The sequence below is a fragment of the Anaeromassilibacillus sp. SJQ-5 genome, from assembly GCF_054108045.1.
On sequence record NZ_JBPJWQ010000001.1, the window covers coordinates 596,317 to 616,986 of the forward strand.

At 59.9% G+C, this 20,670-nt stretch carries 20 protein-coding genes; 8 read left to right on the plus strand and 12 right to left on the minus strand.

Going from position 1 to position 20,670, the window contains the following annotated elements; translation table 11 throughout:
* Positions 1-5 precede the first annotated feature (5 nt).
* A complete protein-coding gene (nagA, locus tag ACSAMM_RS02410) occupies positions 6-1,226 on the plus strand; it encodes an N-acetylglucosamine-6-phosphate deacetylase (RefSeq protein WP_457789505.1) in 1,221 nt (406 codons plus the stop codon).
* Positions 1,223-2,002 carry a 6-phosphogluconolactonase gene (locus tag ACSAMM_RS02415; protein ID WP_178725546.1) on the plus strand — a complete coding sequence of 260 codons (780 nt, stop codon included), beginning with the start codon at positions 1,223-1,225 and terminating at the stop codon, positions 2,000-2,002. The genes nagA and ACSAMM_RS02415 overlap by 4 nt, the downstream gene beginning before the upstream one ends.
* A 59-nt stretch (positions 2,003-2,061) precedes the next feature.
* On the opposite strand, the gene ACSAMM_RS02420 is transcribed toward ACSAMM_RS02415, so the two are convergent.
* Together ACSAMM_RS02420 and ACSAMM_RS02425 are read right to left on the minus strand one after the other, a co-directional pair.
* The gene (locus tag ACSAMM_RS02420) at positions 2,062-2,598 is read right to left on the minus strand and encodes a GNAT family N-acetyltransferase (protein WP_457789508.1); all 537 of its coding nucleotides are present in this window, start codon (positions 2,596-2,598) and stop codon (positions 2,062-2,064) included.
* A gap of 67 nt (positions 2,599-2,665) precedes the next feature.
* Positions 2,666-3,640 carry a glycoside hydrolase family 3 N-terminal domain-containing protein gene (locus ACSAMM_RS02425; RefSeq protein WP_457789509.1) on the minus strand — a complete coding sequence of 325 codons (975 nt, stop codon included), beginning with the start codon at positions 3,638-3,640 and terminating at the stop codon, positions 2,666-2,668.
* 55 nt (positions 3,641-3,695) lie between these two features.
* Here ACSAMM_RS02425 and ACSAMM_RS02430 point away from each other — a divergent pair, with 55 nt between their 5' ends.
* The gene (locus ACSAMM_RS02430) at positions 3,696-3,977 is read left to right on the plus strand and encodes a hypothetical protein (RefSeq protein WP_457789511.1); all 282 of its coding nucleotides are present in this window, start codon (positions 3,696-3,698) and stop codon (positions 3,975-3,977) included.
* 377 nt (positions 3,978-4,354) lie between these two features.
* On the opposite strand, the gene ACSAMM_RS02435 is transcribed toward ACSAMM_RS02430, so the two are convergent.
* Both ACSAMM_RS02435 and prfB read right to left on the minus strand, forming a co-directional pair.
* Positions 4,355-4,555, minus strand: coding sequence for a hypothetical protein (locus tag ACSAMM_RS02435; RefSeq protein WP_457789512.1), 201 nt, complete (start codon positions 4,553-4,555; stop codon positions 4,355-4,357).
* A gap of 170 nt (positions 4,556-4,725) precedes the next feature.
* Positions 4,726-5,850 (minus strand): peptide chain release factor 2, encoded by a 1,125-nt coding sequence (prfB, locus tag ACSAMM_RS02440; RefSeq protein ID WP_178723467.1) that lies wholly within the window; start codon positions 5,848-5,850, stop codon positions 4,726-4,728.
* 328 nt (positions 5,851-6,178) lie between these two features.
* Here prfB and rpsF point away from each other — a divergent pair, with 328 nt between their 5' ends.
* The 5 genes from rpsF to ACSAMM_RS02465 all read left to right on the plus strand — a co-directional run bounded on the left by rpsF (position 6,179) and on the right by ACSAMM_RS02465 (position 9,254).
* Positions 6,179-6,520 (plus strand): 30S ribosomal protein S6, encoded by a 342-nt coding sequence (gene rpsF / locus ACSAMM_RS02445; protein ID WP_178723469.1) that lies wholly within the window; start codon positions 6,179-6,181, stop codon positions 6,518-6,520.
* 14 nt (positions 6,521-6,534) lie between these two features.
* Positions 6,535-6,990 carry a single-stranded DNA-binding protein gene (locus ACSAMM_RS02450; protein WP_178723470.1) on the plus strand — a complete coding sequence of 152 codons (456 nt, stop codon included), beginning with the start codon at positions 6,535-6,537 and terminating at the stop codon, positions 6,988-6,990.
* Positions 6,991-7,017: 27 nt separating this feature from the next.
* A complete protein-coding gene (gene rpsR / locus ACSAMM_RS02455) occupies positions 7,018-7,272 on the plus strand; it encodes a 30S ribosomal protein S18 (protein ID WP_178723471.1) in 255 nt (84 codons plus the stop codon).
* 266 nt (positions 7,273-7,538) lie between these two features.
* On the plus strand, positions 7,539-8,231 hold the full coding sequence (locus tag ACSAMM_RS02460) for a hypothetical protein (RefSeq protein WP_178723472.1): 693 nt from the start codon (positions 7,539-7,541) through the stop codon (positions 8,229-8,231).
* A gap of 18 nt (positions 8,232-8,249) precedes the next feature.
* Positions 8,250-9,254 (plus strand): GGGtGRT protein, encoded by a 1,005-nt coding sequence (locus tag ACSAMM_RS02465; RefSeq protein WP_457789516.1) that lies wholly within the window; start codon positions 8,250-8,252, stop codon positions 9,252-9,254.
* Between the two features lie 81 nt (positions 9,255-9,335).
* Here ACSAMM_RS02465 and ACSAMM_RS02470 read toward each other — a convergent pair whose 3' ends face one another.
* From ACSAMM_RS02470 to ACSAMM_RS02505, 8 genes are all read right to left on the minus strand, one after another.
* The gene (locus tag ACSAMM_RS02470; RefSeq protein ID WP_178723520.1) at positions 9,336-10,220 is read right to left on the minus strand and encodes a hypothetical protein; all 885 of its coding nucleotides are present in this window, start codon (positions 10,218-10,220) and stop codon (positions 9,336-9,338) included.
* Between the two features lie 17 nt (positions 10,221-10,237).
* On the minus strand, positions 10,238-10,903 hold the full coding sequence (gene kdpC, locus ACSAMM_RS02475) for a potassium-transporting ATPase subunit KdpC (RefSeq protein ID WP_178723522.1): 666 nt from the start codon (positions 10,901-10,903) through the stop codon (positions 10,238-10,240).
* 16 nt (positions 10,904-10,919) lie between these two features.
* Complete coding sequence (kdpB, locus tag ACSAMM_RS02480; RefSeq protein ID WP_457789518.1) at positions 10,920-12,968, minus strand: potassium-transporting ATPase subunit KdpB; 2,049 nt, start codon at positions 12,966-12,968, stop codon at positions 10,920-10,922.
* Between the two features lie 15 nt (positions 12,969-12,983).
* The gene (locus ACSAMM_RS02485; RefSeq protein ID WP_457789520.1) at positions 12,984-14,747 is read right to left on the minus strand and encodes a potassium-transporting ATPase subunit KdpA; all 1,764 of its coding nucleotides are present in this window, start codon (positions 14,745-14,747) and stop codon (positions 12,984-12,986) included.
* Between the two features lie 21 nt (positions 14,748-14,768).
* Complete coding sequence (gene kdpF, locus ACSAMM_RS02490; RefSeq protein WP_457789522.1) at positions 14,769-14,864, minus strand: K(+)-transporting ATPase subunit F; 96 nt, start codon at positions 14,862-14,864, stop codon at positions 14,769-14,771.
* Positions 14,865-15,202: 338 nt separating this feature from the next.
* Complete coding sequence (locus ACSAMM_RS02495) at positions 15,203-15,898, minus strand: response regulator (RefSeq protein ID WP_457789524.1); 696 nt, start codon at positions 15,896-15,898, stop codon at positions 15,203-15,205.
* Positions 15,891-18,584, minus strand: coding sequence for a DUF4118 domain-containing protein (locus tag ACSAMM_RS02500; protein ID WP_457789526.1), 2,694 nt, complete (start codon positions 18,582-18,584; stop codon positions 15,891-15,893). The genes ACSAMM_RS02495 and ACSAMM_RS02500 overlap by 8 nt, the downstream gene beginning before the upstream one ends.
* Positions 18,585-18,765: 181 nt before the next feature.
* A complete protein-coding gene (locus tag ACSAMM_RS02505) occupies positions 18,766-20,658 on the minus strand; it encodes an NAD(+) synthase (protein WP_457789528.1) in 1,893 nt (630 codons plus the stop codon).
* Positions 20,659-20,670: the final 12 nt, after the last annotated feature.

Below are 20,670 nucleotides of genomic sequence, written 5' to 3' on the forward strand. Positions count from 1 at the left end.
GGCGGATGAAACGGGCGCTGCAAAGCGAACCAACCCTGTTCACCCATGTACGGGTGGTCACGCCGGAGCGGATTCGGGACGGGATGGCCGTGCTGACCAAGGACGGCAGCATTCAGGGCCTCTACCCGGAAGAGGAGACGCCGGCCTTTGAGGGCCGGGTTATCGACGGCGGGGGCCGGTATCTGGCCCCCGGCTTCATCGACATCCACTGTCATGGCGGCGGCGGGCATGATTTCATGGACGCCACGCCTGAGGCCTTCATCGGGGCGTGCGAAACCCATGCCCGGTACGGCACCACCACCCTGCTGCCCACCACGCTGGCGGGGGACGACGGGGATTTAAAGCAGACCTTTGAGGCGTACCGGCAGGTGAAGGACGCCGATTACCAGGGGGCCAGGATGCCGGGACTGCATCTGGAAGGGCCGTACTTTTCGGCGGAATACAAGGGGGCGCAGGATGAAAAATATCTGCGCCATCCGTCGCCGGGGGATTACGGCCGCATCGCGGAGTGGGCCGATGGGGCTATCCTGCGATGGAGCGCGGCCCCGGAGCTGCCGGGAGCGGCGGCGTTCGGCGCGTTTCTGCGCCGGCAGGGGATTGTGGCGTCCATCGCCCACACCTCCGCGACCTATGAGGATGTGCTGGAGGCCTACGAAAACGGATTTGGCCTGATCACCCATCTGTACAGCGGCATGTCCACCATCACCCGGCATAAGGGCTTCCGTGTGCCCGGCGTGGTGGAGAGCGCGTATCTCATTGAGGGGATGCGGGCCGAGCTGATTGCCGACGGCTGCCATCTGCCGCCCGCCTTGCTGCAGCTGGCCTATAAGACTAAGGGAGCGGAAAACCTGGTGCTGGTAACGGATTCCATGCGGGGGGCGGGCATGCCGGAAGGGGAGAGCATCCTCGGCAGCCTGCGCCACGGCCAGCGGGTGTATATCGAGCAGGGGGTGGCGTTCATGCCCGATCGGTCGTGTTTCGCGGGCAGTGTGTGTACCACCGATCGGCTGGTCCGCACCATGGCGCACCAGGCGGGCGTTCCTCTGTGCGATGCGGTGCGGATGGCCACGGCCACCCCGGCCCGAGTGATGGGCTGGAACCGGAAGGGCACTGTGGCGGCAGGCATGGATGCCGATTTGGTTCTGTTTGACGAGACGATCCACGTGAGCTTGACCATGGTGGAAGGGCGCGTGGTGTATGAAGAAAATGAGGGGATGGGCGCATGATTCTGGAAAGAAAAGCGGGCCGCCTGCTGGTCAAGGCATACGAGACCCGGGCGGAGATGGGCCGGGCCGCGGCGGCGGAGGCGGCGCAGGCGCTGCGTGCGGTGCTGGCCGACAAGGGGAGCTGCCGGGTGATATTTGCCGCCGCGCCCTCGCAAAACGAATTCCTGGAGGCCCTCTGCGGGGCGGACGTGGACTGGAGCCGGGTGGACGCGTTCCATATGGACGAGTACATCGGCCTGCCGGAGGAAGCGCCGCAGGGATTCGGCAACTTTTTGAAACGGGCGATATTCGATCGCGTCCCCTTCCGCAGCGTCAACCGCATCCGCGGCGGTGCGGCGGATGTGGACGGGGAGATTGCCCGGTATTCCGCCCTGCTGCGGGAGCAGCCGGCGGATGTGGTGTTCATGGGGATCGGGGAAAACGGACATATTGCCTTCAACGATCCGCATGTGGCTCACTTCGACGACGATTGCCTGATGCGGGCGGTGGAGCTGGATGAAACCTGTCGCCGGCAGCAGGTCAACGACGGCTGCTTCGCGGCGCTCGATCAGGTGCCGACTCATGCGCTGACCCTGACCATACCGGCGCTGGTGAGCGCGGAGCGGCTGTTCTGCATGGTGCCCGCGGCCACTAAGGCCGACGCGGTCGGCAAAACGGTGCTTGGGGAGATACGGGAAACGCTGCCCGCGACCATTCTCCGGCTGCATCCGCAGGCTACCCTGTACATCGATCGGGACAGCGGCCGGGACGTGCTGGCTGCCTGGGAAACAAAATAAGCGCCCATAAGGAAAGCGGGAGCCGTCTGACGATGGCTCCCGCTTTGTATTAGCAGGTGTTAATCCGGCCGGTATAACCGATAATAATCGTAGCTGCCGCTGACCAGCGTCTTTTGGACGCGGCCGACGGGTGTCCGCTTTTCCAAAAGCGTGAAACCGCAGCTTTCCGCCAGCTTGCCGGAGGGGGTGTTGGCGCTGTCAGTAACCAGAATCAGGTACGGAATATCGGAGACTGAAAAGCACCAGCTGCACAGCGCTTTCACGGCCGCGCGGGTAAAACCGCGCCACTGGTATTTTTCCGACATGAAATAGGTGATTTCCACCTCGCGCAGAAGAGGATGGAGACCGACGCCCACCATGCCGACCATGTCGTCGGAATCGGGCAGGGCGATGGCCAGCCAGCGCCTCGCCTGGATATCGGCGGCATCCTTCAGCGCCTGCTGGGCGTCAATAAAGGCGCGGGCCTTATCCACGGTGGGACAGCGTTCCACCCACTCATGCATAAAACGGGCGATCTCCGGTTCTCGCACAATGCGGCAGAGGCTTTCCGCGTCCTTTGCGGCAAAATCCCGCAACACCACGGATGCAGTTTCCATACGCATAAATGTCCCTCCTTCCTTTACAGTTTACCACGGATTTGTGGAAAATAAAATAGTGAATCGATCAAATAGCAAGGCCCAGCCGGGCTTTCCACAAGAGGATCCGGGTGACGGAGGCATCGATTTGCGCCATGGGGATAGTCCCCTCCTCCACAGCGGCCAGCACCGCCGGAATCTGCACGTCGAAATCGGTGGCCAGTACCATATCGTTCCCCGCCCGGACAGCCAGTACCGCCGCTTTCTGCGCGCCGGTATATTGTTTGATGGCCTCCATCATCAAATCGTCGGTCATGATGACGCCGTTAAAGCCCAGCGTGTCCCGTAGCACCCGGTGCACAGCCGGCGAGAGGGAGGCGGGCAGGGTTTCATCCATGCAGGTGACGATGTTGTGAGATACCAGCACGCCGCCGGCCCCGGCGGCGATACCAGCTTGAAAGGGGAGAAAATCCGCTGTTTCAAAGGACGTGTAGGGACGAGTATCGGTGGCGATGCCGGTATGGGTGTCCACATTGCTGCCATAGCCGGGAAAATGCTTGAGAACTGCCCCGAGTTTTCGGCCGTTCATGGTCTCCACCACCGTTTTGACATAAGCGGCGGTTTGCTTGGCATCTTTGCCGAAGGTCCGGGGGTATATATAGTCGGATGGATTGTTGGACACATCGCAGACCGGAGCCAAATTGACGTTGACGCCCAGGGATTGGAGCAGGGCCGCCTTTTCTATGGTATCGCTGATAACCAAAGGAAAGCCGCCCTGGGCGTACAGGGATTGCGGGGAGTGGAAGGGCGCGGCCCGGAAGGCTTTGTACAGGCTTACCCGGTTAACGTTGCCGCCCTCCTCGTCCACACCGATCAACAAGGGGATTTCAGCGGCCTGCTGATATTGGTTCAGGACGGTGCGCATGCTGTCCTTCGTCTGGCCCTTGAAATCCGAGGCGTATAGGATATAACCACCCATTTTGTAGGTTTTCAGATCGTTTACAGCCGTGTTTTTGCGGCAGCGGACAAAAAACATCTGGCCCACTTTTTCCGTGGTGGACATGGCTTTCAGCCGGGCGGCGACCTTCTGTTCCGCTGTGGCGGAAGGGGCGGCAGAAGTGGACGTGGACTCTGTCGTCCGAGTTGTGGCTTTGGATGATGCTGTGGTGGAGGTGGTCACGGTAGTGGGCAATGTCCGGGACGTGGCGACTGAGGTAGCCGAAGTGGAGGAAGAGGCGGCACAGGAGGAAGAAAAGGTGGATACCGGTGCGGAGCCTACGGACGTCGAGGATGTGTCGGAGCTGAGGGAACTGACAGGATTACACGAAGGAAGCAGAGCCAAAAGGCAAAGTCCGACGCTAAACCAGAATGATTTCATAGGGACCCCTCCATTCGAATAGGCGATGTGTATTCATTATACCACAAAGCAAGCAAACGACGTTTGCGGGGGCACGACAGTGCCCTGCCCTGCCGCAGCAGGGCCTTTTGATGGTACAATGTTCTCCGTTGCGGGAAGCTACGCTTTCCGCCTACCGCGCTACAGCGCGGTTCGGCGCGTACCACCGCGCCGCTTACGGAGGTTATTATGCCACAAAGCGGTACACGCAGCGTGCTGCCTACCTTAGTCCGGAACGGCTCCGACCGTTCCGGAGTGGTTCCATGTTCTCTCAGGCGTCCAAAGGCTTACGCTGCAAGGCTTTGGAGAACGCCGTGAGGTTATTATACCACCATTTGGGCAAAATAGCAGCCCCGCCGATCTATCGGATCGGCGGGGCTGCTATTTTCTCAACGAGGCTGTGGTCTGGGCGGCCGGGGAGGTCTGGGCGGAGGAGGAGGGGGGGCCGGTGGACGCGGCGGCTGCGGCTTGGGCGGAGGGAAGGGAGGACGAGGCGGCCGGGGAGGCGGCGGAGGGGGAGGCGTTGGTCTTGGCGGCTGTGGCCCCGGACGGCAGAAGGGAAGACCGGGAAACAGACGACAAAGGCGCCTGCGGGACAGTTTCATGGAAAGGCTCCTTTCTGTATGTTGCAGGAGGATGGGCCGGGTTCGACAGGGGGAACAAGGCCGTCCACTACCAGCATATGCGCGCTTTCCATTCCGGTTCCCGCAGACAGAAAACTCCCCGTCCGGCGAAGCGGACGGGGAGGCCGATTATTCTTTATATCCCAGAGTGCCGTTGGCGGCGGCTTTCAGATAGGCATTGATGAAGCCGTCGATTTCCCCATCCATCACCGCCTGAATGTTGCCCATTTCAAAACCGGTGCGGTGATCTTTGGCCAAGGTGTACGGCATGAACACATACGAACGGATTTGACTGCCCCAGGCTATTTGGGACTGGCTGCCCTTGATGTCCTCGATGCGCTCGAGATGTTCGCGCTCTTTGATTTCCACCAGCTTGGATTTCAGCATGCTCATGGCCTTGTCGCGGTTCTGAAACTGGCTGCGTTCGTTCTGGCAGGCCACGACGATGCCGGTGGGAATATGGGTCAGCCGGACGGCGGAGGAGGTTTTGTTAATGTGCTGCCCGCCGGCGCCGGAAGAACGGAACACATCCATTTTGATGTCCTCCGGACGGATATCCACCTCCACGGTGTCGTCGATCTCCGGGATGACCTCCAGCGCGGCGAAGGAGGTGTGCCGACGGCCGGAGGAATCGAAGGGGGAGATGCGCACCAGCCGGTGCACGCCGGCTTCTCCCTTGAGATAGCCGTATACGTTGGTACCCAGGATTTCGATGGAGGCGCTTTTCAGGCCCGCCTCGTCGCCGTCCAGATAATCGAGAATCTTATACTGGAAGCCGTGGCTCTCCGCCCAGTGGGTATACATGCGGTAGAGCATCTCGGCCCAGTCCTGGGCTTCGGTACCGCCCGCCCCCGCGTGAAAGGTGAGTATCGCGTTTTTCGCGTCGTATTCCCCGGTCAGCAGGGTGGCCAGCCGCTGCTTGTCGATTTCAGCGGCGATGCGTTCCACGCTTTCGGTGCATTCGTCCACCAGCGAGGCATCCTCCTCCTCGTTGGCCAGCTCGATGAGGGTCATGGCGTCGTGGTAATCGGCCACCAGACGGTTATAGGATTCGATTTTTGCTTTGAGAATGGCGGTTTTCTGCACCACCTTTTGGGCGGCGTCCATATCGTCCCAAAAACCGTCCGCCGCGGCCCGGGCGTCCAGTTCTTCGGTTTCGGCGAGCATCTGCTTGATGCCCACGGCATGGGCCAGATCCTCGATGTCGGGGAGAAGACCCTCCAGCCGCAGCCGTAATTCTTCAAATTGCAGCATAGTATCCATCCTTCTGTGCTCTCAAAATACAGGCGATGCCAAACATGGCTTGGCGCCGGCGTCATTTCACTGTCAACAGGGATTTCTCCCTTGACGCAATCCATCGCTTATTATATAGGATAGACTGCCCAATGTAAAGAAAAAATTCCAGAAAAACCGGCCGGCAGCGGTTTTAGGGCTTGACGGTGGGGGACAAGACTGCTATAATACTTTGGTGCCTATTTTGGGGAGACCTGTAAACGGGCCGTTCGGCGGGAAGAGTTTTCGCCGTTATCCTTGCCTCCCTCGTTTTGAAGAGAGGCCATCAGACCATAAGGAGGTGCAACTTATGCCCACAGTCAAAGGTTCTTACGAGGCAGTCTTTATCTTCTCCCTGACGCTTGGAGAAGAGGGCGTTGCGGAAATCAAGGAGAAATTCAAGTCCTTGATCGAGCAGAATGCGGAAATTGGCGAAATCGATGAATGGGGAAAGCGCCGGCTGGCGTATCTCATCAACGACGAAGCCGATGGTTTCTACGTGCTGTACAATTTCGTGAGCGGCCCGGAATTCCCGGCTGAGCTCGACCGTGTCAGCAAGATCACCGACGGCGTGCTTCGCTCGATGATCATCCGCAAGGAAGAGACCAAGGAAGTCGTGAAAAAAGAAGAAGCGAAAGCGGAAGAGAAGTAAGGGAGGGCGTCACTATGAATGTGGTTTGCTTATTAGGCCGTCTCACGGCGGATCCCGAGCTTCGGCACACCCAGACGCAGACTCCCGTGACCAGCTTCAGTGTCGCTGTCGACCGGGCTTACCAGCCTAAGGGAGCGGAGCAGCGTCAGGCGGATTTCATCAACTGTGTCGCCTGGCGGCAGACTGCCGAGTTCATCTGCCGGTATTTCCACAAGGGACAGCGCATCGCGCTGCAGGGCTCGCTGCAGTCTAGGAACTACACCGATAAGGATGGCAACAAACGCACGGCCTTTGAGGTGGTTATCGACAACGCTTTCTTTGCTGAATCCAAAAATGCAGGCGGAGCGCCGTCCGGCGGCTCCCGGTATGATTCCCAGATTCCCCAGTACAGCGAAACGCCCCCTGCTTTTTCCACCGCCAATGCGGGCGATTTTGAGGAAATTGTCGGGGATGACGATTTGCCGTTCTGAACGCTTTAGAAAAGGAGGCCAATGCTCATGGCTTTTGAGAGATCCGAACGCCCGGGCGGCCGCGGAGGCCGGAAGGGCCGCCGTAAGGTTTGCCAGTTTTGCGTGGATAAAATCGATTCCATCGACTACAAAGACGTGGCCCGTCTACGCCGTTTCATGTCCGAGCGGGCGAAGATCCTTCCCCGCCGCGTGACCGGCACCTGTGCCCGCCATCAGCGGGACCTGACCGTCGCCATCAAACGCGCCCGTCAGATTGCGCTCCTGCCCTTTGTGAGCGAATAATACGGTTTTAAAAATTCCACCGCGGTTTGGCCGCGGTGGAATTTTTCATGACAATGGAATTCCAGCTGTCCGCTATTGTGCAAACTCTATTAAATTCGTCAGGCTATCCGGCGCTTTTTCTTTTGTGAATTTTTCGTCAATTCCCGTGGGCGGGGCTTGCGCAGGCGGCGCAGTTTCGGTATAATAGAAAAAGCGTGACAAACATGCAGCGGGCCTGACCGGCATCCGGCGGCAGCGCGGCAGTATAAGCCGAAAGGAGTACAATTATGAACTATTCCCATGAAGTGGAACAAATGTGCATAGTGAAGAAGGGCCCTCACCACGGCCCCGCCCCCATTCCGGAAGAGGGCAAATGGGTGAAATCCACCCAGATTTCCGATATTTCCGGCCTCTCTCACGGTGTGGGCTGGTGCGCTCCTCAGCAGGGCACCTGCAAACTGACCCTGAACGTGAAGGAGGGCATTGTGGAGGAGGCTCTGGTGGAAACTGTCGGCTGCTCCGGCATGACCCACTCCGCCGCTATGGCCGCCGAAATCCTGCCGGGCAAAACCTTGCTGGAATGCCTGAACACCGACCTGGTTTGCGACGCCATCAATGTGGCGATGCGGGAGCTGTTCCAGCAGCTGGTTTACGGCCGCTCCCAGTCCGCGTTCTCTGAGGACGGTCTTCCCATCGGCGCCGGCCTGGAGGATCTGGGCAAGGGCCTGCGCTCTCAGGTGGGCACCATGTATTCCACCAAGGCCAAGGGCGTCCGGTATCTCGAAATGGCCGAGGGCTATGTGACCAAACTGGCGTTGGATGAAGAGGGCGAGGTTACCGGCTATCAGTTCGTTAAGCTGGGCAAAATGCTGGAGGATATCCGTCACGGCATGCAGCCGAACGACGCGTATGAGAAGAATATCGGGCAGTACGGCCGCTTCGACGGAGCTGCCAAGTACATCGATCCCCGTGAGGAATAAGAGTAGGAGGACGGACAAATGGCAAACGATGTGAAATTTGAGGGCAAAGAGCGCCGCATGGCCAAAATCGAAAAGTTTTTGGCCGACAATCAGCTTGGTTCCATGGAAGACGCCCGGGATCTCTGCCTGTCCAAGGGGATTGACGTGGAGTCGATCGTCAAGGGCGTGCAGCCCATTGCGTTTGAAAATGCCGTCTGGGCCTACACGCTCGGCGTGGCTCTGGCGCTGAAAAGAGGCGTCACTGACGCCGCAGAGGCTTCCGCTGTAATCGGCGAGGGGCTGCAGGCGTTCTGCGTGCCCGGTTCTGTCGCTGAACAGCGCAAGGTGGGCCTTGGCCATGGCAATCTGGGCAAAATGCTGCTCAGTGAGGAAACCTCCTGCTTCGCCTTCCTGGCGGGACACGAATCCTTTGCCGCCGCCGAAGGCGCCATCGGCATCGCCCGCACGGCCAATAAGGTGCGTAAGAACCCCCTGCGGGTTATTCTCAACGGCCTTGGCAAGGATGCGGCGTATATCATCAGCCGGATTAACGGGTTCACCTATGTGAATACCGAATACGATTTCTATACCGGCGATTTGAAGGTCGTCAGCGAGAAGGCGTTCTCCGACGGCGAACGCGCCAAAGTCAAATGCTACGGCGCCAACGATGTGCTGGAAGGCGTGGCCATTATGCAGCATGAGGGCGTGGAAGTGTCCATCACCGGCAACTCCACCAACCCGACGCGGTTCCAGCACTTGGTGGCGGGCACCTATAAGAAGTGGGCGCAGGAGAACGATAAGAAATATTTCTCCGTCGCTTCCGGCGGCGGTACGGGCCGCACCCTGCATCCGGACAACGTGGCGGCCGGCCCGGCTTCCTACGGCTTGACCGACTCCATGGGCCGCATGCATGGCGACGCCCAGTTTGCCGGCTCTTCCTCTGTGCCGGCCCACGTGGAAATGATGGGCCTCATCGGCATGGGCAACAACCCCATGGTGGGCGCCACCGTGGCTTGTGCCGTGGCGGTGAGCGAAGCGAAATAATGTGGCGTGAAGCCGCATAGATACTGGATTTTCTATGGAAGAAGGCTCCGGGAGCAGTTGCTCCTGGAGCCTTCTTTTTACTTAGGGGGCAAAGTTTAGGGGGAACAGGATTTTGAGCATCACCCATGCCGCTGTCTGGCGGCCGTCCGCTCCAAAATAGAGGCGCCGCCCGGCACCGTCGTACAGCTGAAAGGTCTTTTCCTTGTTCACCAGACGGAAATGCAGCTGATCCATGGCCTCCCTGAGCGCCAGCTCCCACTCCATCCGGTTGGCGATCGTGCCGTCCTCGATTTCCTGCGCCAGCCATTCGAACTCCTCCGGCTCGAAGCCGTCCTGTAAAAAGGCGATCCATAGGGTGATTTTCTGCGAAAAATCCAAGGATAGCAGACGATCGCGGGCCGAACCGGCCGGCTCTATACCCGCGTAGCAGAAGAAGCTTCGGCTTTCCGGGGCAAGAATCAGCTTGTGTTCCCGCAGGAAATCCGCGTCCTTCCAGTCCATAGCCGCCTGGCCAGCCGTCCAGTTCATCCTGGAAAGAACAGCCGTCAGCGCCGTCGCCGTCCGGTCGTCCGCACAGTCGATCTGAAAGCACAGCGTCTGCAGAACGTCGGCGCTGTTTCCCGACAGGCTTTGCTGCGTCAGGCGGACGCGCTCCCCTCGGATAACGGCCGACAAGCGGATCGTTTCCTGGTTTTCGGCCGTACCATAAGCGCAGATGGGCCAGGTGCTGTTGATACGAGCCATGCAGACGCCGAAAAATTCCCAGAAGTCCGCTGTCAGTATCGCCTCGTTTCTGTAAAGGACATAGAGAATAGGATTCTGAAGGGACAAAATGGCGGGGCCTGTGTCCAGCCGCTCGCCGACCCCGCTCAGCAGGAGAAGCAGCTCCTGCCCGGGGGTCAATGCCGACGGGCAGGGGCCGACGGGCCTCTCCATGGCGGACGCTTCCTGATACGGATGCAGCATACTACCCGCCCTCCCGTTCAGGCTTCCGCTTTGATGAGGCCCATGGCCATACCGACGGCAATGTTGACCTCCACCACGTTCACCGTTTCCTCGCCGAAAACGCCGAACAATTTTCCGCTGGTGTGCTCGTCGATAATGGTCTGGATCGCCTCCTCGCTCAGACCGGAGGCTTGGGCCATGCGGGGAACCTGAATGGCCGCGGAAGCCGGGGAAATGTGAGGATCCAGGCCGGAACCGGAGGCGGTCAGCAGGTCGGTGGGAATGTCCTCCCGCTTGACGTCCGGATTCTTTTTCAGAAAATCCGCGATGGCCGCCTCCACCCGGGCGGTAAGGTCGGGATTGGTCGGCGCGTAGTTGTTGGAGCCGGAGCCAATGCCGGGGAAAGCCGATCCGTCGGGATAGGTTTTTTTGCCGTCCGCCCCCTCCACATAGACGTTGTAATGATAGGCGGAGGGGCGGCTCCACAAATAATAGTCCTGCAGAAATTCCTGCCCCACGTTTTTGGCGGCCACGGCCCTGCCGTTCACCTCAATCAGGCTGCCGCCGGCTTGGTGCGGAAAGAACAAGGCGGACAGGCCGGACAGCAGAGCCGGAAACAGCAGGCCGCAAATCAGCATGAGAACGAGCGAAACCGCCAAGGCCTGCCGGGTATGGCCTAGAAAACTCTTTACGCGTTCTTTCATCGATGTCCAACTCCTTTTATAATCCCATGAGAGAGAGCAGCGGATGGATGACCAGGTCAATGAGCTTGATGCCGATAAACGGGGTGATAATGCCGCCGCCGCCGAAAATCAGCAGGTTTCTGGCCAGGGTTTTCCCAGACGACATGGGCCGGTACCGGACCCCTTTCATGGCCAGCGGGATCAGGCACGGGATGATGAGGGCGTTAAAAATCAGGGCCGACAGAATCGCGCTGAACGAGGTGGCCAAATGCATAATGTTCAGAACGCCCAGCTGGGGAATGGCCCGCATGAACATGGCCGGAATGATAGCAAAATATTTGGCGATGTCGTTGGCGATGGAGAAGGTGGTCAGGCTGCCGCGGGTGATGAGCAGCTGCTTGCCGATTTCCACGACCTCCAGAATTTTGGTGGGGTCGGAGTCGAGATCCACCATGTTGGCGGCTTCTTTGGCGGCGGCGGTGCCGCTGTTCATGGCCAGGCCAACGTTGGCCTGGGCCAGCGCCGGCGCGTCGTTGGTGCCGTCGCCGGTCATGGCGACAATTTTGCCCTCCGCCTGTTCCTTTTTTATCACCGCGATTTTATCCTCCGGCCTGCATTCCGCAAGGAACCCGTCCACACCGGCCTCCTTGGCGATGGTGGCGGCGGTCAGCGGGTTGTCGCCGGTGCACATGATGGTTTTGATGCCGATGGCGCGCAGCCGCTCAAATCGCTCGGCCATGCCGGACTTGACCGTGTCTTTCAGGTAGATGACGCCGAGAATACGGTCGTTTTCGCAGACGGTCAGCGGGGTGCCGCCCAGGCTGGATACTTTATCCACCTGTTCGTGCAGATCCTTTGGAATTTGGCCGCCCTGTTCCCGCACGTACTGCTCGATTGCTTCGGCCGCGCCTTTGCGGACTTTCGTCCCGTCCGGCAGATCCACGCCGCTCATACGGGTCTGCGCCGTGAATTCGAAAAAGACGGAACCGGGGCTCTCCCGGCTGTCGCCGCCCAGACGGTGGGCCAGCTCCAGCGTGGATTTGCCTTCCGGTGTATCATCCCGCAGGCTGGCGAGGGCCGCGCAGCGGATCAGCTCGCCGCGCGCGGCGCCGCCCACCGGGATGAAATCCGCCGCCAGGCGGTTCCCATAGGTAATGGTGCCGGTTTTATCCAGGATCATGGTGTCGACGTCCCCGCAGGCTTCCACCGCTTTGCCAGACATGGCGATGACATTAAAGCGGGTCACGCGGTCCATGCCCGCGATCCCAATGGCGGACAGCAGCCCGCCGATGGTGGTCGGGATGAGGCAGACGGCCAGTGCGATCAGCGTGGAAATTTGCAGCTGGACGCCGGCATACAGACCAATGGGATACAGGGTGACGATGACAATCAGAAAGATGATGGTCAGAGATACCAGCAGTGTGTTCAGCGCAATTTCATTCGGTGTCTTTTTCCGGGAAGCGCCTTCGACCAGCGCGATCATCCGATCTAGAAAACTGTTGCCGGGATCGGAGGTGACGCGGATTTTCAGCCAGTCTGAGACGACGGTGGTACCGCCGGTGACGGAGCAGAAGTCACCGCCGGATTCCCGGACGACCGGCGCGGATTCGCCGGTGATGGCGGATTCGTCCACCGAGGCGATGCCTTCGATGACCTCCCCGTCGCCGGGGATGATTTCACCGGCGGATACCAGCACGATGTCGCCTTTTTTCAGTGCGCTGGACGGCACGTCTTCTTCGGTTCCGTCCGCTTGCAGCCGGCGGGCCCGGGTATCCTTCTGCGTCTTTTTTAGGCTGGCCGCCTGTGCCTTGCCGCGGCCCTCGGCCACCGATTCGGCAAAATTGGCGAACAGCACGGTGATGAACAGCACGACGGAAACGATGATGTTGTAGGCGCGCAGATTGCTGGTGGCCGCGTCCCCGAACAGGCCGGGGAAAAAGGAGAGAACCAGCGTGATCGCGAAGCCCACTTCCACCACAAACATGACGGGGTTTTTCATCATGTACCGGGGGTTCAGCTTGACAAAGGAACCGAGCACCGCCTGACGGAAAATTTCCGGGGTTAACAGCTTTTGCTTTTTACTCATGGCAATGGGGCCTCCTTAAGACCAGAGGGTTAAATGCTCCGCGATCGGGCCGAGCGCGAGTACCGGGAAGAAGGTGAGCGCCGCAAATATGTAGACGATGCATACGAGCACCACGGGAAAGACCGCCGTATCGGTGTGCAGCGTCCCGGCCGAATCGGGCACAAACCGTTTTTTCATCAGGGAGCCGGCGATGGCCAGCTGCAACACAATGGAGATGTATCGGCCGAAAAACATGGCCAGACCGGTCGTGATGTTCCAGAACAGGGTGTTATCCGCCAGCCCCTCGAAGCCGGAGCCGTTGTTGGCGGCGGAGGAGGCGAACTCATACAGTACCTGGGTCAGCCCGTGGAAGCCCGGGTTGGTGATGGCCTCCCGCCCCGCGGCCGTGCCGACCGCCAAGGCGGAAAACGACAGTATCAGCAGCGGGTGGACGATGATGCACAGGGCGGTGAGCTTCATCTCGCGCCCTTCGATTTTTTTGCCCAAATATTCCGGCGTCCGCCCGATCATCAGCCCGCAGATGAACACGGCCAGGATGGCGTATAGGATCATGTTCATCAGGCCGACGCCCTTGCCGCCGAACACGACATTGAGCATCATATGCAACAGCGGAATCATGCCGCCAAGCGGCGTCAGGGTGTCGTGCATGTTGTTGACGGTGCCGGTGGTAAAGGACGTGGTGGTGGTCGTAAACATGACGGACTGGGCAATGCCGAACCGCACCTCCTTGCCCTCCATACTGCCCATCGACTGACTCAGCCCGGCCGCGGCCAGCGCCGGGTTGCCCTGGCTTTCCGCCCAGTAGCAGACGCTAAGGCCGATAACAAAAATGATGGCCATGGCGGCAAAAATGGTCCGGCCCTCCCGGCCGTACAGCCGGGCCGTCAGGCTGCCGCGGATACGTCCGGCACCCGCCAGCTCCGCCGCGTCCGTGCCCGCCTGCTCGCGCTTGCGATCCCGGACCATTTTGCCGAACGTGATGACGCAGGCGCCGGGCAGCAGCATCATGGAGTAAAGCTCGATGAGGTTGGTCAGTATCGTGGGGTTTTCCAAAGGCGTGGACGAATTGGCCCCGAGGAAGCCGCCGCCGTTAGTGCCCAGATGCTTGATGATTTCCAGCGCGGCCATCGGGCCCATGGCGATGACCTGCTTCGCCCCCTCGATGGTATCCACAACGACATTGCCGCTGAAATTCTGCGGGACGCCCTGCCACACCAGCAGCAGGCCGCCGACTATGGAGAAGGGAAGCAGCACCCGTGTGGTTATACGAACAAGATCGGCAAAGAAGTTACCGACGTTATCCCTGGTTTTGCCAGCCAGGCCGCGGATAAAGGCGATACAGGCGGCGTAGCCGCTCGCGGCCGACACAAACATCATAAAGGTGATGACCAGCATCTGGGAAAGATAGGACAGCCCCGACTCTCCGGAATAATGCTGCAGATTGGTGTTGGTCATGAAGCTGATGATGGTGTTGAACGACAGGGACGGCTCCATGCCCTCTATCCCGTTGGGGTTGAACAGCGGGATGCTCTGGATACGCAGGACGATATAGCCCAGCAGAATCATGACCGCGTTGGTGCCTAAAAGGGCCAGGGCGTATGTTTTCCAGTTCATGCCCCTTTGCGGATGGACGCCGCCTATTTTGTAAATGACATTGTCCACCCGGTCAAAAACCGGATCGGCCAGGGTGTGCTTTCCGGCCGCGATATGGTACAGATACATGCCGGCTGGAATGACCATCACCAGAAAGAGGAGACTGGTCAGAGCGAGCTGCAGCATAGCGATTGCCTCCTGTTTGTGTCAGAATTTCTCCGGATGCACCAGAGCATACAATAGATAGCCGCCCAGCAGTAGGACGACGCCTGCGAGTACCAGCATACCGGTTGCCTCCTTCATTCGCTTGTCTCCACCTGCTTATGGCACCAATGAACGAGCAGGGCTATCGCGCCGCCGCACGCGGCCAAAGCCGCCAGCATGACGAAATCGAGCATATTTCCGTTTCCTCCTTTTCCCCTGGAATGTACTTTTATTATAGCAAGCCGCTCATGAAAGCGGTCTTAGCGTTTTGCGCCCGACATTAAGGTTGAATGAAGACGCGAAGACCAAACAAGAAGAAGGGGCTGTTGCACAATGCGGTCGCTCTCCCGACATTTGCCGGGAGAGCGACGATATACGCAGAAAAGGCGCGTTGCAAAATCTTACATTTTGCAACGCGCCCCCAAACCGTATGAAATTCATTGCCGCAGCATCCGGTAGCCGACGCCCACGTGGGTTTGAATATAACGAGGGGAGTCCGGGTGTTGTTCGATCTTCTTGCGCAGGGTGGCCATAAACACCCGCAGGGACGGAATGTCCGAGGCCTGCGCGCCTCCCCACACCTCTTTGAGAATATGGTTATGCGTCAGCACCTTGCCCGTATTCTGCGCCAGCAGGCACAGCAGCTTATATTCGATGGGGGTCAGATGGATTTCTTCCCCCTTCACGTACGCGCAGCCGGCGGCGAAATCGATTGTCAAATCGCCGTTGGTGTACAGGCTGCTCTCCTCGCCGGCCTTGGCTTCCGTGTGGCTGCGGCGCAGCGCCGCGCGCAGCCGGGCCAGAAACTCCTCGATGCTGAACGGCTTGGTCAGGTAATCGTCCGCCCCGGCGTCCAGTGCCTCCACCTTGTCGCGATCCTCCGTGCGGGCGCTGACGACGATAATCGGCAGGCTGCTCCAGCCACGCACCTTCTTGATGATATCCACGCCGTCCATATCCGGCAGGCCCAGATCCAGAATCATCACATCCGGGTTATAGGAAACGGCTTCCATTAATGCGCCGGAGCCGTTTTGGGCGGTATGAAACTGGTAATCCTGCGTTTCCAGCGTCGTACGAATCAGATTGCTGATGGCCGGATCGTCCTCCACCACCAGGATTTTGGCTTTATACATGGATATCCACCTCTTCTAAAGGGAGTGTAAAGGTAAAGACCGCGCCGTGCGGATGGTTATCCGAGACGGTGATGTCGCCGCCATGCGCGCTGACGATGGATCGGCAGAGGCTGAGCCCCAGGCCAAGCCCCCGCCGGTTATCGGATTTCCCCTGGCTGGCCGTATAAAACATGTCGAACAGATGCGCCTTGGCTTCCTCGGGGATTCCGGGACCGTCATCGGCAATGCTGACCGCCACCATGGTCCCCTGCTTTTCCGCCCGCAGCAGGATATGGGAGCCGGCGGGGGTGTATTTAACGGCGTTGTTCACGATGTTGATGATGACCTGCACGATCAGCCGGACATCGATCCTGGCCATCAGCAGATCGTCGGGAAGCTCCACGGCGATCCGATGCTCCGCCGCCTGGCGATCCAGGTGGGACAGCGCCTCCTGAAACACCTCATCCAGCAGCTGGGCCTCCATTTGCAGGCGCATGGTGCCGTTTTCGATACGGGTGATGGACAACAGGTTTTCTGTCAGATTGACCAGCCACATGGAATCGTCATAAATGGCGCGGTAGAGCTCCTGCTTTTTTTCCTCTCCCAGGACGATGCTCTTTTCCATCAGCACCCCGGCGTTCCCGCTGATACTGGTCAGAGGGGTCCGCAAATCGTGGGAGATGGCCCGCAGCAGGTTGGAGCGCAGACGCTCCTGCTGCGTCTCCAGCTCGATCTGCTGCTTTTCCTGCCGCAGCCGCTGTCTTTCCAGTATCAAGCCGCATTCGTTGAGGATGGCGATCATTAAGTTCTTTTCAAAGACATCCAGAGGGGGATAGAACTTGGCGGGGATGCCGACCACCCCCATCACCCCCTGCACGCCCCGGACGGTCATATAGAGATTTTGCGCATGAGACAGCGTCGTGGTGGTGGCACCCGCGCGTTTACTGTTCTTAACCACCCAATCGGCCACGCCCTGTTCTTCCTTGGTCAAAGAGGGAAGGATTTCTTTGGCCTGTTCGGCCGGTCTGACGTCAAAGCGCGGCGGTTCCTGGTTGCCGGCCAGGGCGAACAGAATGGGGCGTTCCAGCAGAATGCTCAGCTGCTCGGCTGCCAGCCCGATGATTTCCTGCTCGTCCCGGCCCTGCTGCAGCTTCTGGCTGCTGTTCATCAGCAGCTCGGTGTAGTAGGCCTTTTGAGCGGCCTGCCTCGCCTGCTTTTTCACACGGATAGCCAAGGTGCTGGACAGCACGCTGGCGGTCAGCATAATCAGAAACGTGACCGGATAATCAGGGGCGGTCGCCTGCAAGGTGAACCGCGGAACCGTGAAAAAGAAGTTAAAGGCGAAAACGCTCAATAAAGAGGCGAGCGCGCCGAAGAGATGCCCGCGCGTCCAAATGGCTGTAATCAGAACGCCGAGAATATAGACGGTGATGATGTTGGCGTCCCGAAGGCCGGCGGCAAAGAAGATACAGCCGACCAGCGTGGCCAATACAATGACCAGCAGGGTTTTGAGCAGATCCGGCCAGCGGAACCACGGCTCGTCGTCATGGGCCAGCACCGGTTTCTTTTTATACAGCGGCTGCGTGTCGGGGATGATGTAGATATCCATATTTTCGGCAAGCTCCGTCAGCTTGTCGGCCAGGCTTTTTCTTCTGAACAACAGGTTCTGACTATGGTTGGTGCGCCCGAGCACGATTTTCGTCACGCCGCTGACTTTGGCGTATTCCGCAATCTGCACCGCCGGATCCTCGCCGTAGACGGTGGATATCTGAGCGCCCATCTGTTCGGCGAGCCGCAGGTTGTCCCGCAGCCGTTTCAGGTTTTCACCTTTCAGCTCCCCGGTTTCCGGCGTTTCCACGAACAGGGCCGTGAAGCCGCTGTGAAACGCCTCCGCCATGCGTGCGGCCGTCCGGATCACTTTGGGATTGGACGGTGAGCTGGACAGGCAGATGAGTATATGCTCTCCCGCTCGCGCGGCCGCCTCGTTTCCCGCTTTCTGCGCCGAGCGGTTCAAACGATCCGCCGTGCGCCGCAGGGCGATTTCGCGCAGGGCCGCCAGGTTTTCCAGGGAGAAGAAATGACCCAGAGCCCGCTGCGCCTGGTCGCTTTTATATACCTTGCCGGCCTGCAGCCGGGCGATCAGGTCGGCCGGCTCGATGTCCACCAGTTCCACCTGCTCGGCGGAATCAAACACGCGATCCGGAATCCGTTCGCTCACCGCGATATGGGTGATGGAGGCCACCAGATCGTTCAGGGACTCCAGATGCTGGACATTGACGGTGGTGTATACGTCGATTCCAGCCCGCAGCAGTTCTTCGACGTCCTGGTATCTCTTCGCGTGCCGGCAGCCCGCCGCGTTGCTGTGCGCCAGTTCGTCCACCAGAAGCAACTGGGGTTTGCGTTTAAGGGCGGCGTCCAAATCGAATTCCTTCAGCGAGACGCCTTTATAGATCATTTCCTTACAAGGGAGCTGCTCCAGACCGTCCAGCAGCGCCAGGGTGTCTGGGCGGGTATGGCGCTCCACGTACCCGACCGCCACGTCGACGCCGTTTTTGCGTGCCTGATGGGCGGCCTGCAGCATGGCGTATGTTTTGCCCACGCCGGCGGCATAGCCAAAAAATATTTTGAGCTTTCCATGGCTTTCTTGAGCGTCCTGCTCCCGTATGGCATGCAGTACCTGCTGCGGGTTCGGCCTGCGTTCATCCATCTGCGTCCCTCCCGGAAAGTATCCGCCTGATGACAGTATAGCATATAAGGCCTTTTCGCCGTATAAAAAACAAGACGTTCCCATTAAGATTGTATAAAGATAGGCGTTGGTTCCGCCTTATTGCCACGATTCTTTTTAGCAGGAAGAGCCGCCGATCACTCCAAAGTGAACGGCGGCCTTTTCATAGGGTATCCAATTGCTGCAGCCATAGGGCCGCCGAGGCGTCGGAGGGCATCCGCCAGTCTCCGCGCGGGGAGAGAGCCACGCTGCCGACCCGGGGGCCGTCAGGCAGGCAATTGCGCTTGAACTGCTGGGAGAAAAAGCGGCGGATAAAGGTGGTCAGCCAGTGCTTGATGATCGGTGGGTCAAATTGCCCGGCGAAGCTCAGGCAGGCCAGCCGATAGATTTTTTGGGGCGGATAGCCGAAGCGCAGCAGGTAATAGAGAAAGAAGTCGTGCAGCTCGTAGGGCCCCACGATATCCTCGGTCTTTTGCGCGATATCCCCGTCCTTGGGGGGGAGAAGCTCGGGGCTGACCGGCGTGTCCAGAATGTCCAGCAGGGCATCCCGCAGCAGGCCGCCGTGCTTTTCCGCCTCATAAGCGACAAGGTGACGCACCAGGGTCTTGGGCACGGAGGCGTTGACCCCGTACATGGACATATGATCTCCGTTATAGGTCGCCCAGCCCAAGGCCAGCTCGGACAAATCGCCGGTGCCGATGACCAAAGCCCCCTGCCGGTTGGCCAAATCCATCAGCACCTGGGTGCGTTCACGCGCCTGCGCGTTTTCATAGGTGACGTCCAGCTCTCCGGTGTGGCCGATGTCCTCCAGGTGCCGGGTGACCGCGGCGGAGATGTCGATTTCATGCAGGGAGGCGCCCACCGCCTGCGCCAGCCGGCGGGAGTTGTTCAGCGTCCGGCCGGTGGTGCCGAAGCAGGGCATGGTCACCGCCTGGATCTCCCGCCGATCCCGGCCCAGCCGGTCGTAGGCCCGCGCCGTTACCAGCAGGGCCAGGGCCGAGTCCAGGCCGCCGGACAAGCCGATGACCGCGCCGGAACGGGTATGATCCAGCCGCCGGGCCAGGCCGGCGGTTTGGATGGACAGAATCTCCTCGCAGCGGGCCGTTTGTTCCTGCGGATCCGTGGGGACAAAGGGGAGAGGGGAAAACCGGCGGGTCAGGGTCAGCGGCCGGGGCGGATAGGAGAAGGAGACGGTTTCCATAGGCTGACGCTGGGGGAAGGTAGTCATCCGCCGCCGTTCGTAGCTTAGCCGCTCCAGGTCGGTCTCGGCGGCGATGAGCCCGGTGGAGAAGCGGGGGCTTTCCGCCAACAGCACGCCGTTTTCCGCCAGCAGGTTGTGGCCGGAAAACACCAGATCGCTGGTGGATTCCCCTTCGCCCGCGTCGGCATAGAGGTAGGCGCAGCACAGGCGGGCGGACTGCGCCGTCACCAACTGCCGGCGGTAAGCGCCTTTGCCGATGCCCTCGTCGCTGGCCGACAGATTAGCGATCAGCAGAGCGCCCGCGGCGGCCAGCCGCTGCGACGGCTGAGAGGCCACCCACAAATCCTCGCAGATTTCCACACCGAACCGGAACGCGGGCAGTTCCTCGCAGCCGAAAAGCAAATCGGTGCCGATGCGGGTGGCTTGGCCGGCGAAGCGGACGTCAGCCGGCGCCGCATGGCCGGGGCTGAAATGCCGCGCCTCGTAGAATTCCGAATAGGCGGGGAGATTGGTCTTGGGCACCAGCCCCAACAGCCGCCCCTTTTGGCAGACGGCGGCGCAGTTGTACAGAACGGAGCCCATGGCCACCGGCAGGCCGACGATAAAGACGGTGTCCGCCGCCGCCGTTTCCGTCAGCAGAAAAGCCAGCGCCTCCTCCGCCCCCCGCAGCAGCGAGGGCTGGAGAAACAGATCCCCGCAGGTGTAGCCGGTGACGCAAAGCTCCGGGAACACTAGCAGAGCCGTGTCCGCCGGGGCGCTTTCGATTTGCGCCAGGATCTGCCGGGCGTTGTAATGCGGATCCGCCACCCGGATGTCCGGGGTAGCGGCCGCGATGCGTAAAAAGCCATCCAACATGCTTGTAACCCT

Bases quoted from the DNA above. Each gene is read 5' to 3' on its own strand.
- kdpC (WP_178723522.1), bottom strand. From the start codon at position 10,903: ATGAAAGAACGCGTAAAGAGTTTTCTAGGCCATACCCGGCAGGCCTTG.
- ACSAMM_RS02470 (WP_178723520.1), bottom strand. From the start codon at position 10,220: ATGCTGCATCCGTATCAGGAAGCGTCCGCCATGGAGAGGCCCGTCGGC.
- rpsF (WP_178723469.1), top strand. From the start codon at position 6,179: ATGCCCACAGTCAAAGGTTCTTACGAGGCAGTCTTTATCTTCTCCCTG.
- ACSAMM_RS02415 (WP_178725546.1), top strand. From the start codon at position 1,223: ATGATTCTGGAAAGAAAAGCGGGCCGCCTGCTGGTCAAGGCATACGAG.
- ACSAMM_RS02485 (WP_457789520.1), bottom strand. From the start codon at position 14,747: ATGCTGCAGCTCGCTCTGACCAGTCTCCTCTTTCTGGTGATGGTCATT.
- ACSAMM_RS02495 (WP_457789524.1), bottom strand. From the start codon at position 15,898: ATGTATAAAGCCAAAATCCTGGTGGTGGAGGACGATCCGGCCATCAGC.
- nagA (WP_457789505.1), top strand. From the start codon at position 6: ATGAAACGGGCGCTGCAAAGCGAACCAACCCTGTTCACCCATGTACGG.
- rpsR (WP_178723471.1), top strand. From the start codon at position 7,018: ATGGCTTTTGAGAGATCCGAACGCCCGGGCGGCCGCGGAGGCCGGAAG.
- ACSAMM_RS02505 (WP_457789528.1), bottom strand. From the start codon at position 20,658: ATGTTGGATGGCTTTTTACGCATCGCGGCCGCTACCCCGGACATCCGG.
- prfB (WP_178723467.1), bottom strand. From the start codon at position 5,850: ATGCTGCAATTTGAAGAATTACGGCTGCGGCTGGAGGGTCTTCTCCCC.
- ACSAMM_RS02425 (WP_457789509.1), bottom strand. From the start codon at position 3,640: ATGTCCACCACGGAAAAAGTGGGCCAGATGTTTTTTGTCCGCTGCCGC.
- ACSAMM_RS02465 (WP_457789516.1), top strand. From the start codon at position 8,250: ATGGCAAACGATGTGAAATTTGAGGGCAAAGAGCGCCGCATGGCCAAA.
- ACSAMM_RS02450 (WP_178723470.1), top strand. From the start codon at position 6,535: ATGAATGTGGTTTGCTTATTAGGCCGTCTCACGGCGGATCCCGAGCTT.
- ACSAMM_RS02500 (WP_457789526.1), bottom strand. From the start codon at position 18,584: ATGGATGAACGCAGGCCGAACCCGCAGCAGGTACTGCATGCCATACGG.
- kdpB (WP_457789518.1), bottom strand. From the start codon at position 12,968: ATGAGTAAAAAGCAAAAGCTGTTAACCCCGGAAATTTTCCGTCAGGCG.
- ACSAMM_RS02460 (WP_178723472.1), top strand. From the start codon at position 7,539: ATGAACTATTCCCATGAAGTGGAACAAATGTGCATAGTGAAGAAGGGC.
- ACSAMM_RS02420 (WP_457789508.1), bottom strand. From the start codon at position 2,598: ATGGAAACTGCATCCGTGGTGTTGCGGGATTTTGCCGCAAAGGACGCG.
- kdpF (WP_457789522.1), bottom strand. From the start codon at position 14,864: ATGAAGGAGGCAACCGGTATGCTGGTACTCGCAGGCGTCGTCCTACTG.